The organism is Pseudomonas sp. D2002 (genome assembly GCF_013385735.1).
Lineage (GTDB): Bacteria > Pseudomonadota > Gammaproteobacteria > Pseudomonadales > Pseudomonadaceae > Aquipseudomonas.
The window spans coordinates 204,476-222,102 of the sequence record NZ_JACAPL010000003.1 but is presented as its reverse complement, the minus strand read 5'-3'; the positions used below and the strand labels follow the sequence as shown (position 1 = coordinate 222,102).

Genomic DNA, 17,627 nt, shown 5'->3' with positions numbered 1-17,627 from the left:
GGCGTCCTTCAAGCTGATTTCGGGATGAGGCGCTCAAATAGCGCCTCTAATGTATTAAAGCGTTCTTCGGCGCGTTCCATCGGCACCATGAATTTGAACAGCGTAGCCCCTTCGAACTTGTAGCGGTTGGGCTGGCCCTGAATCAGCTTGATCAGCACCAGTGGGTCCACCGGCGTTTGCGCTTCGAACTCGATGCGCCCGCCCTGCGGCCCGGCGTCGACCTTCTTGATGCCCAGCTGCTCGGCCTGCAATTTGAGCAGAGTCAGGCGCACCAGGTTCTTGGTCGGTTCGGGCAACAGACCGAAACGGTCGATCATTTCGACTTGCAGGTCCTTGAGGCCTTCTTCGTCGGTGGCCGAGGCGATGCGCTTGTACAGGATCAACCGCGCGTGCACATCCGGCAGGTAGTCTTCGGGAATCAACGCCGGCAAGCGCAGGTTGATTTCCGGGCCGCCGCCCAAGGGTTGATCAAGGTTTGGTTGTTCGCCTTTGCGGATGGCTTTTACCGCGCGCTCGAGCATCTCCATATACAGGGTGAAACCCACCGCCTGGATCTGCCCGCTCTGGCCGTCGCCGAGCAGTTCGCCGGCGCCACGGATTTCCAGGTCGTTGGTGGCCAGGACAAAACCGGCACCGAGGTCTTGGGTGTTGGCGATGGCTTCCAGGCGCTTTTCAGCGTCGCCGGTAATCTGCTGGCGCGGAGGCGTCAGCAAGTAGGCATAGGCCTGGTGGTGACTGCGCCCGACCCGGCCGCGCAATTGGTGCAGCTGCGCAAGGCCGAACTTGTCGGCGCGCTCGATAATAATGGTGTTGGCGCTCGGCACGTCGATGCCGGTCTCGATGATGGTCGAGGCGATCAGCACGTTGAAGCGCTTGTGGTAGAAATCGCTCATCACCTGTTCGAGTTCGCGCTCGCGCATCTGCCCGTGGCCGATGGCGATACGCGCTTCCGGCACCAGCTCGGCGAGGTCGGCGGCGCATTTCTCGATGGTCTTCACGTCGTTGTGCAGGTAATACACCTGGCCGCCGCGCAGCAGTTCGCGCAGCAGTGCCTCTTTGACCGTGCTTTTGTTTTGCTCCATCACGAAGGTGCGCACCGACAAGCGCCGCGCTGGCGGCGTGGCGATGATCGACAGGTCACGCATGCCCGACACGGCCATGTTCAGCGTACGCGGAATCGGCGTGGCGGTGAGCGTGAGGATATCGACTTCGCTGCGCAGCGCCTTGAGCTGTTCTTTCTGGCGCACGCCAAAGCGGTGTTCTTCGTCGATGATCACCAGGCCCAGGTTCTTGATCTTCACGTCGTCCGACAGCAGCTTGTGCGTGCCGATCACGATATCGATCTTGCCTTCGGCCAGGTCGGCGACGGCGGCATTCACTTCCTTGGCGGACTTGAAGCGGCTCATCACCTCCACGGTCACCGGCCAGTCGGCGAAGCGGTCGCGGAAGCTGTTGTAGTGCTGCTGGGCGAGCAGGGTGGTGGGCACCAGAATCGCCACTTGCTTGCCACCGTGCACGGCAATGAAGGCGGCGCGCATGGCCACTTCGGTTTTGCCGAAGCCCACGTCGCCACACACCAGGCGGTCCATCGGCTTGGGCGCGAGCATGTCGGCGCGCACGGCTTCGATGGTGGTTTGCTGGTCCGGGGTTTCTTCGAAGGCAAAACCGGCGCTGAAGGTGGCGTAGTCGGCTTTCGGGTCGGCGAAGGCATAACCCTCGCGGGCCGCGCGACGGGCATAGATGTCGAGCAATTCGGCGGCCACATCGCGCACCTGTTCGGCGGCTTTGCGCTTGGCCTTCTGCCAGGTCTCGGAGCCCAGGCGGTGCAACGGCGCCAGGGCGTCGTCGCTGCCGGTGTAGCGCGCGATCAGGTGCAGGCTGGCCACGGGCACGTAAAGCTTGGCGCCCTCGGCGTATTCCATGGTGAGGAATTCGGCGGCCTGGTTGTCGATTTCCAGGGTTTGCAGGCCCAGGTAGCGGCCCACACCGTGGTCGATATGCACCACCGGCGCGCCTTCGCGCAGCTCGGTGAGGTTTTTGATCACCGCGTCGTTATTGGCGTCGGCGCGTTTTTCACGGCGACGGCGCTGCATCACACGCTGGCCGAACAGCGGGCTCTCGGCGATCAGCGCCAAGGCCGGGTCATCCAGCAGCAAACCTTCGTCGAGCGGCGCGATGGTGATCGCCAGGCGCTCTTTGCTTTTTACGAAATCCGGCCAGCTGTCGACGGTTTTCGGGCGCAGCTTCAGGCGTTCCAGCAACTCCAGCAGCACTTCGCGACGGCCGGCGGATTCGGCGGTAAACAGCACGCGGCCGGGGAAGTCGCCGAGGAAGTTGGACAACGCTTCCAGCGGCTGCGTGGCCTTGGCCTGGATCGCCAGGTCCGGCAGCGTGCCGGCCGGGAAGCGCTCGCGGCCGCTGCCGGCGTCCACGTCCTGTTGGCTGGCGACCACGCGCGGCCAGTTTTTCAAGCGGGCGAAGCAGTCTTCCACCGGCAGGAACAGCTCGGCAGGCGGCAATAAAGGCCGCGATGGATCGACGCGGCGCTCTTCATAGCGGTTGCGCACGTCGTTCCAGAAGTTTTCCGCCGCTTGCTCGATGCCTGGCAGCGAGAACACTTGGGTGTCTTGCGGCAGGTAGTCGAACAGCGTGGAGGTTTCGTCGAAGAACAGCGGCAGGTAGTACTCGATACCCGCCGGTGTAATCCCGCTGCTCAAATCCTGAAAGATCGGGCAGCGGCGGAAGTCGACGTCGAAGCGTTCGCGAAAGCGTGCCTTGAAGCGCGTGACCGCGTCTTTTTGCAGCGGGAATTCCCGCGCCGGCAGCAGCTTGATCGACTCGACTTTATCAATCGAGCGCTGGTTCTCCGGGTCGAAGGTGCGCAGGGTTTCGATTTCGTCGTCGAACAGGTCGATGCGGTACGGCAACTTGCTGCCCATCGGGAACAGGTCGATCAACGCCCCGCGCACGGCGAACTCGCCGTGTTCGTACACCGTGTCGACGCAGCGGTAGCCACTGGCTTCCAGGCGCGTGCGCATCTGTTCCACATCGAGCTTCTGGCCGATATCCAGCACCAGGCTGCTGCCCAGCAGGAACTTGGTCGGCGCCAGGCGATGCAAGGCCGTGGTGATCGGCACCACCAGCACGCCATGAGCCAGTTCCGGCAAGCGGTAGAGGCTGGCGATGCGCTGGGAAATGATGTCCTGGTGCGGCGAGAACAGGTCGTAGGGCAGGGTTTCCCAGTCGGGAAAATGCAGCACCGGCAAATCGGGGGCGAAGAAGCTCAGCTCCTGCTCCAGCCGCTCGGCGCTTTGGCTGTCGGCGGTGAGCAGCAGGGTAAAGCGCTTGGCTGCGCTGGCAGCCTCGGCAATCGCCAGGCTGAGGGCGGCACCGGGCAGGTTGCCCCAGTGCTGTTTACCTGCCGCGGCAGGGAGAAGCGGTAGACGCAGAACGGGCACGGAAGGTTGAGCTCCAAGCGTTGCGACAAAGTCGGTAATTGTAACGGCCCGAGGTGCCGCCTGTCAGTTGCTGACTGAGCCTATTACGGTTTGTAGGAAATGTAGTGGCTAAGACAAACAATGGCGTGTTTTGACTCAATATGTAGTGCCATTTTGTGCGGATGTTTCGGAGGGTTACGGACAAGTCGGCGTCGTCGCTCAACTAGTGGCCTTCTGGAACCCGCGTGTTTCCTGGCTTGTAGCGGGGTGGTATTTTTTTGCAAGTGCTTTTTGTTGGGGTTGGCGCATTGCTCAACGTGCGGTCGGACGACATAATGTAGCCCCTTTTTTCTGCCCCTACATGTGGAAGGTTCCCGTGACTCAGAAGCCCGACCAGTGTCTTGGTGAATGGATCGACCGTGAAGCACTCGCTGAAGCGATGATTCCGCTTATCGGTCAGCTGTACCGCAATAACAATGTGGTGAGCTCGATCTATGGCCGCAGCCTGATCAACCAATCAGTCATCGCGATTCTCAAAGCCCACCGCTTTGCTCGCCATCGCTCCGCCGACGACAGCGAACTCTCCGTCCACGAAACATTCCCTCTGCTTAAAGCCATGAGCGAGCTCAAGCTCGGCGCGGCCTCGGTAGACCTGGGCAAGCTGGCTTACAAATTCCGCAAAGAAGGTGCCGGCCGCAGCGCCGAGCAGTTCGTGCGTGAAGAGATGGCCGATGTGGTGGGCCAGCAAAACGCCGCTGCCCGCAAAGGCACCGACGTTGTGCTCTACGGCTTCGGTCGTATCGGCCGCCTGCTGGCGCGCATCCTGATCGAAAAAACCGGTGGCGGCGACGGCCTGCGCCTGCGTGCCATCGTGGTGCGCAAAGGCGCCGAGAACGACCTGACCAAACGCGCCAGCCTGCTGCGCCGCGACTCGGTACACGGCCCGTTCAACGGCACCATCGTCATCGACGAAGAAAACAACACCATCACCGCCAACGGTAACCTGATCCAGGTGATCTACGCGAAGAACCCGACTGAGGTGGATTACACCCAGTACGGCATCAAGGACGCCCTGCTGGTGGACAACACCGGCGTATGGCGTGATGCCGAGGGCCTGGGCCAGCACCTGGCCTGCCCGGGTATCGACCGTGTTGTGCTGACTGCGCCTGGCAAGGGCAAGCTGAAGAACATCGTTCACGGCATCAACCACGGCGAAATCACCGCTGACGACAAGATCGTGTCCGCCGCGTCCTGCACCACCAACGCCATCGTGCCGGTGCTGAAGGCTGTGAATGACAAGTTCGGCATCGTTAACGGTCACGTTGAAACGGTTCACTCGTACACCAACGACCAGAACCTGATCGACAACTTCCACAAGGGCGATCGCCGTGGCCGTAGCGCCGCGTTGAACATGGTCATCACCGAGACCGGTGCTGCTACCGCTGCTGCCAAGGCCCTGCCTGAGCTGGCCGGCAAGCTGACCGGTAACGCGATCCGTGTGCCGACGCCAAACGTGTCGATGGCTATTCTCAACCTGAACCTTGAGAAAGCCGCCACCCGCGAAGAAATGAACGAGTACCTGCGCTACATGGCGCTGCACTCCGACCTGCATAAGCAGATCGACTTCGTTAACTCGCAGGAAGTGGTGTCCACCGACTTCGTGGGCTCGCGCCACGCCGGTGTGGTGGACGCCGAGGCGACCATTACCCAGGACAACCGCGTTGTACTGTACGTTTGGTACGACAACGAGTTCGGTTACAGCTGCCAGGTGGTTCGTGTGATGGAAGACATGGCCGGGGTTAACCCGCCTGCGTTCCCGCGCTAAGCCTTAGCGGTAAATAAAAAGCCCCGACTGGTTCGGGGCTTTTTTATGGCTGCTGTTTTTGGGGTGAGTGTTAGGGCCTCTTCGCGAGCAAGCCCGCTCCCACATTCGACCGCATTTCTTCAGGCTGTACGCGGTTAAATGTGGGAGCTGGCTTAGCTGCGATAGCGATCTATCGGGCACCACCAACCACTGAGGCCTGCGCAGTGCGCAGTTCATGCCGATTGCCCTTGAACAGCACCAAAGTAGCAATCAACCCCAGAATCGCCGCCCCGCTGAGCCAAATCCCCGGCGCCGCCTTGTTATCCAGCACATGAATCAGATAGGTACAGGCCGCCGGCGTAAACCCGCCAAACGTCGCCGTCGCCAGGCTGTAGGCCAGTGAGAAACCGGTAGTACGCACTTCCACCGGCATGATCTCGGTGAGCGCCACCACCATCGCGCCGTTGTACGAGCCGTACAGGAGCGACAGCCACAACAGCACCATCAGCAAATGGCTGAAGCTCGGGTTCGCCACCAGCCACGACAACGCCGGATACGCGGTGAGAATCGCCAGAATCGTCGCACCGAGCAGTAGCGGTTTACGCCCGATCTTGTCGGACACCGCGCCCATCACCGGCAGCCAGATGAAGTTGGAGATGCCCACGCACACGGTCACCAGCAACGCGTCGAAATCGGACAGGTGCAGTTCGGCTTTACCGAAGGTCGGGGTGTAGGCGGTGATCAGGTAGAAGGACACGGTGGTCATCACCACCAGTGCCATGCCGGCGATGACGATGCCGAAGTTCTGACCGATCGAGCGTACGATTTCCTGCAGGGTAGGGCGATGTTTACGCGCCTGGAACTCAGGGGTTTCTTCGAGCGAGCGGCGAATCACGAAGATCACCGGCACGATCAGGCAACCGATCAGGAACGGCACGCGCCAGCCCCAGTCACCCATTTCTTCCGGGCTGAGCCAGTGGTTCAGGCCCACGCCAAGCAAACCGGCGAACACCACGGCGGCCTGTTGGCTGGCGGACTGCCAACTGACGAAGAAGCCCTTGCGGCCCGGTGTGGCGATTTCCGCCAGGTACACCGACACACCGCCAAGCTCGACGCCGGCAGAGAAACCTTGCAACAGACGACCCAACAGCACCAGCAGCGGCGCCGCGACGCCCAGGGTCGCGTAACCGGGCACGCAGGCGATCAAGACCGTGCCGGCAGCCATCAAGGCCAGGGTGATGACCAGGCCTTTCTTACGACCATGACGGTCGATGTAGGCACCGAGGAAAATCGCGCCTAGAGGACGCATCAGGAAGCCGGCGCCGAAGGTCGCCAGGGACAGCATCAAGGAAGCAAAGGCGCTGTCGGTGGGAAAGAAGGTTTTGGCGATGGCCGTGGCGTAGAAGCCATAGACCATGAAGTCGAACATCTCGAGGAAGTTACCGCTGACAACGCGAAAAATCGCCCTGCCTTTGCCCGTAGAAGTGGACATGTCATTCACTCATTTTGGCTATCTTATTAGTGATCCCTGGTCATCACTCGTCCTTGCTGCGCTTTTGTAACCATATGTGTATTGGCCACTACCCGCAATAGAAACTGATAGCTAGCTGACTAAATGCGCAGGCGCTGAGAACAATGAAAGATTCAATGTGGGAGCGGGCTTGCTCGCGAAGACGGTGTGTCAGCTACTCATATGTTGACTGATACACCGCATTCGCGAGCAAGCCCGCTCCCACAGGGGATTTGGGTTTAATTCAAGAGGGAGTTGCGCAAGCTATCCGACAAGCCCTTCGGCGCCAGCCAGATACCGAGATAGGCTTTCGCTAATTCCTCATCGCGGCTGCTGAACACCACCTTGTCGTTGATCTCCAAGTTCAAGCCGCGCCCAGGGCGAAAGTCCAGAGCGTAACGATCGCCGCTGCGGATATCGCGGAAACTGGCATGCAGTCGATCCAGTTCCGGGTTCAAACGGGCCAGGGCGGCGCTGGTTTGCTGGCGTTCCAGGGCGGTGGTGGCGGCCTTGATCACATCGCTACGGTCGATGTCGCGAAAGTAATACAGCGTCAGGCGCAAATCCTTCTGCTGGTCCCACGCCTGTTTCGCGCGCATGTCAGCCGGTGCGTACAGCGCGGCGGCATACACATCGGCCCAGAGATAGACCAGCACCGCCTGGTTTTTCAGCGCCAGTTCATGGGACTGCGCGGGGAAATCGGCCTGCTTGAGCCGATCAGCCTCACTGGCCAGCACTGCAACCGAAAAAATCATCATTAAACAGAAAACCACATGCCGCATAATGGCTCGTCCTGCAAAGGTGCGTGTCAGTAGTGTAATGCCAGTTTCCTGCTTCTGTAGTAAAGGCAAGACTGGCCTACGACGCGACCAAGGGTTAATGTTCGCGGCGTTGAGCCTTATATAGACTGTGCCCCGGCTCACACACTTGAGCCAAATTGTCCTTCATGCCCGCTGGCCGCGGCATGATTTAGCCAGGCGTCCAACCGTACGCCTGGCCTGTTCTGAGGAGTACGCATGGCTGTCTACAACTACGACGTGGTGGTACTGGGTTCCGGCCCGGCTGGAGAAGGTGCGGCGATGAACGCCGCCAAAGCGGGGCGCAAGGTGGCGATGGTCGATAGCCGTCGCCAAGTCGGCGGTAACTGCACCCACCTGGGGACCATCCCGTCCAAGGCCTTGCGTCACTCGGTGCGCCAGATCATGCAGTTCAACACCAACCCGATGTTCCGGGCCATTGGTGAGCCGCGCTGGTTCTCGTTCCCGGACGTGTTGAAAAGCGCCGAAAAAGTTATCTCCAAGCAAGTCGCCTCGCGTACCGGCTACTACGCCCGCAACCGCGTCGACCTGTTCTTCGGCACCGGCAGCTTTGCCGACGAGCAAACCGTCGAAGTGGTCTGCGCCAACGGCGTGGTCGAGAAGCTGGTGGCCAAGCACATCATCATCGCCACCGGTTCGCGCCCGTATCGCCCGGCCGATATCGATTTCCACCACCCGCGCATCTACGATAGCGACACCATCCTGAGCCTGGGTCACACCCCGCGCAAACTGATCATCTACGGCGCCGGCGTAATCGGCTGTGAATACGCCTCGATCTTCAGCGGCCTGGGTGTATTGGTTGAGCTGGTGGATAACCGTGACCAGTTGCTGAGCTTCCTCGACTCGGAAATTTCCCAGGCGTTGAGCTACCACTTCAGCAACAACAACATCACCGTGCGTCACAACGAAGAGTACGAGCGCGTCGAAGGCCTGGACAACGGTGTGATCCTGCACCTCAAGTCCGGCAAGAAGATCAAGGCCGACGCCTTGCTGTGGTGCAACGGCCGTACCGGCAACACCGACAAACTGGGCATGGAAAACATCGGCGTCAAGGTCAACAGCCGTGGCCAGATCGAAGTCGACGAAAACTACCGCACCTGCGTGACCAACATCTACGGCGCCGGTGACGTGATCGGCTGGCCAAGCCTGGCGAGTGCCGCGCATGACCAGGGCCGTTCGGCGGCGGGCAGCATTGTTGACAACGGCAGCTGGCGTTATGTGAACGACGTGCCGACCGGCATCTACACGATTCCGGAGATCAGCTCGATCGGCAAGAACGAGCACGAACTGACCAAGGCCAAGGTGCCTTACGAAGTCGGCAAGGCGTTCTTCAAGAGCATGGCGCGTGCGCAGATCGCCGGTGAGCCGCAAGGCATGCTGAAGATTCTGTTCCACCGCGAGACTCTGGAAGTCCTCGGCGTGCATTGCTTCGGCTACCAGGCCTCGGAGATCGTGCACATCGGCCAGGCCATCATGAACCAGCCGGGCGAGCAAAATACCCTGAAGTATTTTGTGAACACCACGTTCAACTACCCGACCATGGCCGAAGCCTATCGGGTCGCGGCCTACGACGGCCTCAACCGGCTTTTTTGAGCGGCTCCGGCCGGTGGCCTGAGCCGGCCGGGGAGACCGATTTCAGTAATTCTCGAGGGTGGCAGTGGCCAAACCGGGAAAGTCTGTAATCAGGCTATCTACGCCGAAGTCGGCGAGCCTGCGCATCAGCGCGGGTTCGTTGACCGTCCACACGGACACGTGCAAACCCTGGCGCTGGGCTTTTTCCAGACGCTCGGGGGTGCACAGCGTCCAGTTCAATGCCAGGTATTCACAGCCGTAGTTCTGCGCGACCTTCAGCGGGTCGAGCCAGGCGTATTCGGCGACCAGGCCGCGTGACAGGTCCGGGGTGAGTTCCACCGCCGCTTTCAACACCTCCCGCGAACTTGAGGTCACTGTGACCTTGTCCATCAGGCCATGACGCACAGCCATCTCACGGATTGCCAGCACGGTCGTTGCGGCGCGGGTGCGCGAAGCGCTTTTGACTTCCAGTTGCCAGTGGTCGAAGTCGCATTTTTCGAACAGCTCTTCCAGGCGTGGGATCGGGCACGGCTGTACCCAACCCGGGCCGCCTTTGCGCGCGTCCATCTTCACCAGGTCGGCCGCCGAGTACTCGACGACTTTGCCGCGCCGGTCGGTGGTGCGTTTCAGGGTCGGGTCGTGGATCACCATCAACTCGCCGTCCATGGACAGGTGCAAATCCAGTTCGCAGCGGCGTACACCGTGCTTGAGGCATTCCTGGAAGCTGGTCAGGGTGTTTTCCGGTGCTTCGCCTTTGGCACCGCGGTGGCCGTAAATCAGGGTCACAGTTGCTCCTTTGCGCCAGATAGCCCGGCGGGGTCATACGAAATTCAGGTGTCTTGGGCGTCGCTCTGTTCCCGCGCCAGGCGTCGTTCCTGGGCTTGTTTCTGCAGGATGTAGCGCGCCAGCAATTGGCGTTGGGCGTCGGTCATGGACTCGAATTCCGTGCCCACATCAAAACCGTCGCCCTTGGCATCGCAATGCGTCACGCGGGCACGCAGCAGCAAGCCGAGCGCCTGGGGCATCAATACCAGCTTGACTGCCAGGTGTGTGTCGGGCGCCAGCGGCGTTGGGTGCTGGAAGTCGATACCGCCTTCGGACAGGATTACCGGCTGCGGCGCACCGACCTCATCGAGCAGGCCGCGCGCCATGATCTGGCTGAGCAGGTCCATGCGTTTGTTCTGGACTTTGAGGAAGGCGGCGAGGCTGCGATCCTTCTCGTTGATCTGGCGCAGCAGGTGCTGGGCTTCGAATTCGCTGAGGTGCAATTCGCTGAGCAGATTGAATAGCGGCGAATCATCCAGCAACACTTCCTTGCTCGCCGCTTCGGGGGCGGAGAGGGTGCTGATTTGAAGTGCGATCATGTCGTCGATACGGTAGTATTCGCGGCGTTCTTCTTCATCTAATGTCGACATGGCGAACCCAAAGTAGCGGTAATGGTCTGAGTGTAAAGCTGCTTACCTGACCCCGCCACCGGGACGTCTTCTTTTCCTCCGAACAAGCCCCGACATGTTCAGACCTCTCTTCGTATTTATCGGCACGCGTTATACCCGTGCAAAGCGTCGCAATCATTTTGTGTCGTTCATTTCCTTGACCTCGATTATCGGGCTCGCCTTGGGCGTGGTCGTGATGATCGTGGTGCTGTCGGTGATGAACGGCTTCGATCATGAGATGCGCACCCGCGTGCTGGGCATGGTGCCCCACGCGACCATCGAGGGCGATTCGCCTATCAGCGACTGGCCGAGCCTGGCCGACAAGGTCAAGCAGAACCCCAAGGTGGTGGCCGTTGCGCCGTTTACCCAGATGCAGGGGCTGCTGACCAACGACGGCAAGGTGCAGAAAATCCTGCTCAATGGCATCGATCCGGCCCAGGAACGCAACGTCTCGATCATCGACAAGTTCATGCTGCAGGGCAAACTCGACGATCTGGCGCCCGGCAGTTTCGGCATCGTGATCGGTGACAAGGCCGCGGCCAAGCTCGGCGTGGGCGTCGGCGACAGGCTGACCTTCGTCGCGCCGGAAGTCACCGTGACCCCGGCCGGCATGTTCCCGCGCATGAAGCGCTTTACCGTGGTCGGCACCTTCCACGTCGGCGCCGGCGAGATCGACGGCTACCTTGGCCTGACCAACCTCACCGACCTGGCCCGCCTGCATCGCTGGAAGCCGGATCAGGTGCAGGGCCTGCGCCTCAAGTTCAGCGACCTGTTCGACGCGCCGCGTACCGCGTGGGAAATCGCCCAGCACCTGGGTGAATCCCAGTACTACGCCCGCGACTGGACCCGCACCCACGGCAACCTCTACCAGGCCATCCGCATGGAAAAAGCCATGATCGGCCTGCTGTTGCTGCTGATTGTCGCCGTCGCCGCCTTCAACATCATTTCTACGCTGGTGATGGTGGTGAACGACAAGAAGGGCGATATCGCCATCCTGCGTACCCTGGGCGCCACGCCGGGGCAGATCATGGCGATCTTCATGGTGCAGGGCACCGTGATCGGCGTTGTCGGCACCTTGATCGGTACCGCCGTCGGCATCCTCGCCGCGCTGAATGTAAGCGCCGCCATCGCCGCGCTGGAAAAAGTCATCGGCCACAAGTTTCTCAACGCCGACGTCTACTTCATCGACTACTTGCCGTCCCAGGTTCAGGCCCAGGACGTGTTGATGGTGGGCGGCGCTGCGTTGCTCCTGAGTTTCCTTGCCACCCTGTATCCAGCCTGGCGCGCGGCACGTACCCAGCCAGCACAGGCCTTACGTTATGAGTGAATCGGGCATGAGTGAAAAAGCAATCTTGAGCTGCCGCAACCTGGGCAAATCCTACGAGGAAGGCCCGGAGTCCGTGGTGGTGCTGTCCAACCTGCAGCTTGAACTTCATCCTGGCGAGCGCGTGGCGATCGTCGGCAGTTCCGGTTCCGGCAAAAGTACCTTGCTCAACCTGTTGGGCGGCCTGGATACGCCGTCCCAGGGCAGCGTGTGGCTGGCGGGTGAAGAACTTTCGGCCCTCGGTGAGAAGGCGCGTGGCCAACTGCGTAACCGCTCGTTGGGCTTTGTGTACCAGTTCCACCACTTGCTGCCGGAATTCACCGCGCTGGAAAACGTGTGCATGCCGCTGCTGATCGGCAAAACCGCGATCCCGCAAGCGCGCCAGCGTGCCAAGGCGTTGCTGGAACGCGTCGGCCTCGGCCATCGCCTGGAGCACAAACCGGCCGAACTGTCCGGTGGCGAGCGCCAGCGTGTGGCCATCGCCCGTGCCCTGGTCAACAACCCAGGCCTGGTGATGCTCGACGAGCCCACCGGCAACCTCGACTCCCACACCGCCCAGGGCATCAAGGACTTGATGCTGGAACTGAGCACCCAGATGCGCACCGCGTTCCTGGTGGTCACCCATGACATGAGCATGGCCCGCCAGATGGACCGTGTGCTGCACCTGCAGGAAGGTCACTTGGTCGCCATCTGACCCGTTTCAAGCCCGGCGCCTGGTGCTGGGCTTTTTCATTTTTTTAAACGGTGCCCGCGAATGTTCAGACCGTTATCGATTTTCATCGGCACGCGCTATACCCGCGCCAAGCGCCGCAACCGTTTTGTTTCGTTTATCTCGATGACCTCGATGATCGGCCTCGCCCTGGGCGTGCTGGCGATGATCGTGGTGCTGTCGGTGATGAACGGCTTTCAGCGTGAGATGAGCTCGCGCATCCTCGGCATGGTGCCTCACGCCACCATCGTCGGCGTGAACCCGATTGACGACTGGCAGCCCGTGGCCGCTGCGGCGATGAAGAACCCGCAAGTCACCGCTGCGGTGCCGTTCACGCAGATGGACGGCATGTTCTCCTACAAGGGCGCGATGCAGCCGATCGAAATCAGCGGTGTCGACCCGGCCCAGGAAGGCAAGGTCTCGATCGTGGCCCAGCACATCGTGCGTGGCAAACTGGAAGACCTGAAAGCCGGCGAATTCGGCGTGGTCATCGGCGACATCACCGCACGGCGTTTCCGCCTGAACGTGGGCGACAAGCTGACCCTGATCGTGCCGGAAATCAGCAGCGCACCGGGCGGCATCACCCCACGCATGCAGCGTTTGAACGTGGTCGGTATCTTCAAGGTTGGCGCCGAACTGGATGGCTCGATGGCCCTGATCAACATGGCCGACGCCGCCGAGATACAGCATTGGCAGCCCAACCAGGTGCAAAGCGTGCGCCTGGCGGTGAAAGACCTGTACGCAGCGCCCAAGGTATCGGCGGATATCGCCGCCAGCCTGGGCACGGCCTACAAGCCGGACGACTGGACCCACACCCAGGGCAGCCTGTTCAGCGCGATGAAGATGGAAAAGACCATGATCGGCCTGCTGTTGCTGATGATCGTCGCCGTCGCCGCGTTCAACATCATCGCCACCTTGATCATGGTGGTGAACGACAAGGGCGCTGACATCGCGATCCTGCGCACTATCGGCGCCACGCCACGGCAGATCATGGCGATCTTTATGGTGCAAGGCACGGTGATCGGCGTTGTCGGCACCCTGATCGGCGGCGTGCTGGGCGTGATCGCGGCGCTGAACGTGAGTGAGCTGGTGGGCTGGCTGGAGCGCGTGAGCGGGCAGCATATCTTCAGTTCGGACGTGTATTTCGTCAGTAACCTGCCTTCGGAACTGCAGGGCGGCGATGTGCTGCTGATTTGCACGGCCGGGTTTGTGTTGAGCTTTTTGGCGACGATCTACCCGGCGTATCGGGCGGCGAAGATTGAGCCGGCGCATGCCCTCAGGTATTCCTGACTTGATCGTTCCCACGCTCTGCGTGGGAACGCCTCACTGGGCGCTCTGCGTCCGCTCTTGGTGACGCGGAGCGTCACGGGCTGCATTCCCACGCGGAGCGTGGGGACGATCAGCGATCAGGCAGGCAACTCAATCACAAACCGCGTCCACCCCGCCCCAGACTCACAATAAATCCTCCCCCCATGCGCCCGCACAATCGACTGGGTAATCGCCAACCCCAGCCCCGCATGCTCGCTGCTGCCTTCACGGCGCGCCGGGTCGGCCCGGTAGAACCGATCAAACAGCCTGGGTAGCAACGCCGCCGGGATACCTTCCCCGGTGTTTTCCACTGAAAGTTTCACGCCGTCTTCCAGTCGCACCCGCACTTCACCTCCTGGCGGGGTAAACCTCAGCGCATTATCGAGCAAATTCGACAGCGCCCGGCGCAACATGCCGCGATCGCCCGACGTATGCGCCGTGCCCTCGCGCACCAGGCTGACCTGGGCGTCTTCCGCCAGCAACGTGAAGAACTCCAGCAGCGCGTCCACATCATTTTCCAGCGCCAAGGCTTCGCGCTTGGGCATCAGCAAACCGTGGTCGGCCTTGGCCAGGTACAACATGTCGTTCACCAACTGCGCCATCCATTGCAGCTCTTCGAGGTTGCTGTGCAGCGCCTCGCGGTAATCCTCCAGCGGGCGCGGCTGGGTGAGGATCACTTGGGTGTGGGTCAGCAGGTTCGACAGCGGCGTGCGCAGTTCGTGGGCAATGTCGGCGGAGAAGGCCGAGAGACGCTGGAATGCGTCGTCCAGGCGCCCGAGCATGGCGTTGAAGGCCTGGGCCAGTTCGGCCAGCTCCACCGGCATGTGCTGCTGGGGTAGACGTTGAGTGAGCGAATGCGCCGACACGCTGGCGGCCACTTCGCCCATGCGCCGCAACGGTCGCAAGCCACTGCGCGCAGCCCAGGCGCCGAGCAGTGCGGTGGCCAGGGCCGAGAGGCCGACGGTCAGCCAGATCAAATGCTGCATGCGTTGCAGGAAATGTTGGTGATGGGTGATGTCGAGCATCAGCGTCAGATGGGGCGAGCCGGGTTGGCCTTCGACCAACGGCGCGTTGTACACGCGGTAGTCGGTGCCCGCGTTTTGCAGGCTGTGCAGGCCCGGCGCTTCGGGCAGATTGACGCCCGGCGCAGCGTCAAACCAGCGCTGGCCGTGCGCGGTGATGCGTAACGCCAATTCGGGTTGGCGATTGAGCTCGGCGCGCAGTTGCGCTTCACGTTGCGCGAACAGTTGCGGCGAGTCGACACCCTGCAGCGTGCTGCGCAGCGCCACCAGTTGGCCGTCGAGTTGCTGCTGATCCAACTCGATAAAGTGCGCCTCGCTGGCATGGTTGAACAGCACACCGGCAAGCAGCGAAACCACCGCCGTACACGCGGCAAACAATAGCGCCAGACGGCTGGCCAGAGACAGGCGCTTGATCAATTGAGGCGTTCCTCCAGCACATACCCCATGCCGCGCACGGTGTGGATCAGTTTGTTGGGGAAGTTGTCGTCGACTTTGAGGCGCAAACGGCGGATCGCCACTTCGATGATGTTGGTGTCACTGTCGAAGTTCATGTCCCACACCTGTGAGGCGATCAGCGACTTGGGCAGCACCTCGCCCTGACGGCGCAGCAGCAGTTCGAGCAGGGAAAACTCCTTGGCGGTGAGGTCGATGCGCTGGCCGTCGCGTTCGACGCGGCGGCGGATCAGGTCCAGGCGCAGGTCGGCCAATTGCAGCGCGGTTTCTTGCGGTGCGCTGCTGCCACGGCGCAACAGGCTGCGCACCCGGGCCAATAGTTCGGAAAAGGCGAAGGGCTTGACCAGGTAATCGTCGGCGCCCAGTTCCAGGCCGTGTACGCGATCTTCCACTGCATCACGGGCCGTCAGGAACAGCACCGGGATGTCCAGGCCGGCGCTGCGCACGGCTTGCAGGATCTGCCAGCCGTCGCGGCCGGGGAGCATCACGTCGAGGATCAGCAGGTCGTAATCACCGGTCAACGCCAAGTGCTGCCCGGTAGTGCCGTCGGCCACTAATTCGGTGGTAAAGCCAGCCTCAGTCAGGCCCTGGCGCAGGTAATGGCCGGTTTTCGGTTGGTCTTCGACGATCAGCAGTTTCATGGGCGACTCTTGGCAGCGGGGAGCAACGGGCTTTATACCGTGGGTGCCAGGGCAGGGGCGCAACCTGACAAAGTTGTAATCTAGCAGTCAGCTGGCTGGCAGCGGCGCCATCTTAGAGTGCTGGCCAAGCTGTTCACAGACTTTTGGAGAATCGACATGGCGTTGCGTACACCTCTGATATTGGCGGGTTGCCTGTTGGCGCTGAGCTTTGATGCGCTGGCTGACGCGGCCCACACGTTCGCCTTCGGCCAGCCGGCAGCGGCCGATAAAGCCACGCGCACCGTGGAAGTGGTGCTGCAGGACATTTCCTTTTCGCCCAAGTCGTTGGACGTAAAAGCCGGTGAGACTGTGCGCTTTGTGTTGGTCAACAAAGGCCAGTTGCTCCACGAGTTCAACCTGGGCGATGCGGCGATGCACGCCGAACACCAGAAAGAAATGCTTAAGATGCAGGCCAGCGGCATGCTCACCGCAACCGGCATGGGCAACATGGACCACAGCGCCATGGGCCATGGCGCGATGAAGCATGATGACCCCAACAGCGTATTGGTCGAGCCCGGCAAGACTGCCGAGCTGACCTGGACCTTCGCCAAGGCCACGGGCCTTGAGTTTGCCTGCAATATTCCGGGGCATTATCAGGCGGGCATGGTCGGCAAGCTGACCGTTGAGTGAGGCGATTCTTAAGGGCGGGGGCAAAGGCTGGTAGACTGGCGCGGTTTATTTAGCCAGGTTTCCGCCATGCATCCCGCAGCCGAACATTCGCCGCTGGGCAAGTCCAGTGAATACATCTCCACCTACACGCCATCGTTGCTGTTCCCGATCCCTCGCGCCGCCAAGTGGGCCGAACTGGGCCTGAGCGCCGAAACCCTGCCTTACCAGGGTGTGGATTTCTGGAACTGCTTCGAACTGTCCTGGCTGCTGCCGTCGGGCAAGCCAGTGGTGGCCATCGGTGAGTTCAGCATCCCGGCCGACTCGCCGAACATCATCGAGTCCAAGTCCTTCAAGCTGTACCTCAACTCGCTGAACCAGACCGCGTTTGCCGACACGGCCAGCCTGGAAGCGACGTTGCGCACCGACCTCAGCGCCGCTGCCGGCAAGCCGGTGAGCGTGCGCATCCGCAGCCTCGCCGAGGTTGAAGCCGAAGGTGTGCAGGCCCTGCCGGGGGTGTGTATTGACGACCTGGATATCAGCGTCAGCAACTACGAACACCCGCGCCCGGAACTGCTGCGCTGCGATGACTCGCGCATTGTCGAGGAGAGCGTGCACAGCCATCTGCTCAAATCCAACTGCCCGGTCACCAGCCAGCCGGATTGGGGCAGCGTGGCGGTGGAGTACCGGGGTTCGGCGCTGGATCACGCCAGCCTGCTGGAATACCTGGTGAGCTTTCGCCAGCACTCGGACTTCCATGAGCAGTGTGTGGAGCGGATCTTTCTTGACCTGCAACGTTTGCTCAAGCCTGAGAAATTGACGGTGTATGCGCGGTATGTGCGCCGGGGTGGGTTGGATATCAACCCGTATCGCAGCACTGAGGCTGTGCAGTTCCAGAACCTGCGCCTGGCCCGCCAGTAAATCTCACACAAAATAAATGTGGGAGCGGGC

Annotated in this window: 14 protein-coding genes; 7 read left to right on the top strand and 7 right to left on the bottom strand. The window is 61.3% G+C overall.

Features of this window, described 5'->3' with window-relative positions; all coding sequences use genetic code 11:
• Positions 1-8 precede the first annotated feature (8 nt).
• A complete protein-coding gene (gene mfd, locus HX783_RS04275) occupies positions 9-3,458 on the bottom strand; it encodes a transcription-repair coupling factor (RefSeq protein ID WP_177016077.1) in 3,450 nt (1,149 codons plus the stop codon).
• 340 nt (positions 3,459-3,798) lie between these two features.
• On the opposite strand from mfd, the gene HX783_RS04270 reads away from it, so the two are divergent.
• Entirely contained in the window at positions 3,799-5,262 is a 1,464-nt protein-coding gene (locus tag HX783_RS04270; RefSeq protein WP_159954913.1) for a glyceraldehyde-3-phosphate dehydrogenase, read from the top strand.
• Positions 5,263-5,431: 169 nt separating this feature from the next.
• Here HX783_RS04270 and HX783_RS04265 read toward each other — a convergent pair whose 3' ends face one another.
• Entirely contained in the window at positions 5,432-6,733 is a 1,302-nt protein-coding gene (locus HX783_RS04265; RefSeq protein ID WP_177016076.1) for an MFS transporter, read from the bottom strand.
• Between the two features lie 257 nt (positions 6,734-6,990).
• Complete coding sequence (locus tag HX783_RS04260) at positions 6,991-7,533, bottom strand: chalcone isomerase family protein (RefSeq protein WP_177016075.1); 543 nt, start codon at positions 7,531-7,533, stop codon at positions 6,991-6,993.
• A 234-nt stretch (positions 7,534-7,767) separates the two neighbouring features.
• On the opposite strand from HX783_RS04260, the gene sthA reads away from it, so the two are divergent.
• The gene (gene sthA, locus HX783_RS04255) at positions 7,768-9,162 is read left to right on the top strand and encodes a Si-specific NAD(P)(+) transhydrogenase (RefSeq protein ID WP_005786183.1); all 1,395 of its coding nucleotides are present in this window, start codon (positions 7,768-7,770) and stop codon (positions 9,160-9,162) included.
• 42 nt (positions 9,163-9,204) lie between these two features.
• On the opposite strand, the gene HX783_RS04250 is transcribed toward sthA, so the two are convergent.
• Positions 9,205-9,927 (bottom strand): glycerophosphodiester phosphodiesterase family protein, encoded by a 723-nt coding sequence (locus HX783_RS04250; RefSeq protein ID WP_159954916.1) that lies wholly within the window; start codon positions 9,925-9,927, stop codon positions 9,205-9,207.
• A 44-nt stretch (positions 9,928-9,971) separates the two neighbouring features.
• Entirely contained in the window at positions 9,972-10,556 is a 585-nt protein-coding gene (locus HX783_RS04245; protein WP_177016074.1) for a PilZ domain-containing protein, read from the bottom strand.
• Positions 10,557-10,650: 94 nt separating this feature from the next.
• Here HX783_RS04245 and HX783_RS04240 point away from each other — a divergent pair, with 94 nt between their 5' ends.
• From HX783_RS04240 to HX783_RS04230, 3 genes are read left to right on the top strand one after another with little or no spacing between them, the layout of a single operon-like run.
• Positions 10,651-11,901 (top strand): lipoprotein-releasing ABC transporter permease subunit, encoded by a 1,251-nt coding sequence (locus HX783_RS04240; protein ID WP_177016073.1) that lies wholly within the window; start codon positions 10,651-10,653, stop codon positions 11,899-11,901.
• 7 nt (positions 11,902-11,908) lie between these two features.
• A complete protein-coding gene (gene lolD / locus HX783_RS04235; protein WP_164487915.1) occupies positions 11,909-12,592 on the top strand; it encodes a lipoprotein-releasing ABC transporter ATP-binding protein LolD in 684 nt (227 codons plus the stop codon).
• Positions 12,593-12,652: 60 nt separating this feature from the next.
• A complete protein-coding gene (locus HX783_RS04230; RefSeq protein ID WP_159954919.1) occupies positions 12,653-13,897 on the top strand; it encodes a lipoprotein-releasing ABC transporter permease subunit in 1,245 nt (414 codons plus the stop codon).
• A 116-nt stretch (positions 13,898-14,013) separates the two neighbouring features.
• On the opposite strand, the gene HX783_RS04225 is transcribed toward HX783_RS04230, so the two are convergent.
• A complete protein-coding gene (locus tag HX783_RS04225; protein WP_177016072.1) occupies positions 14,014-15,354 on the bottom strand; it encodes a heavy metal sensor histidine kinase in 1,341 nt (446 codons plus the stop codon).
• Complete coding sequence (locus HX783_RS04220; RefSeq protein ID WP_177016071.1) at positions 15,351-16,031, bottom strand: heavy metal response regulator transcription factor; 681 nt, start codon at positions 16,029-16,031, stop codon at positions 15,351-15,353. Before HX783_RS04220 ends, HX783_RS04225 begins: the two co-directional genes overlap by 4 nt.
• 156 nt (positions 16,032-16,187) lie before the next feature.
• On the opposite strand from HX783_RS04220, the gene HX783_RS04215 reads away from it, so the two are divergent.
• Both HX783_RS04215 and queF read left to right on the top strand, forming a co-directional pair.
• A complete protein-coding gene (locus tag HX783_RS04215) occupies positions 16,188-16,700 on the top strand; it encodes a plastocyanin/azurin family copper-binding protein (RefSeq protein WP_177016070.1) in 513 nt (170 codons plus the stop codon).
• A 66-nt stretch (positions 16,701-16,766) separates the two neighbouring features.
• A complete protein-coding gene (queF, locus tag HX783_RS04210) occupies positions 16,767-17,597 on the top strand; it encodes an NADPH-dependent 7-cyano-7-deazaguanine reductase QueF (protein WP_159954923.1) in 831 nt (276 codons plus the stop codon).
• The last annotated feature ends 30 nt before the right edge of the window (positions 17,598-17,627 follow it).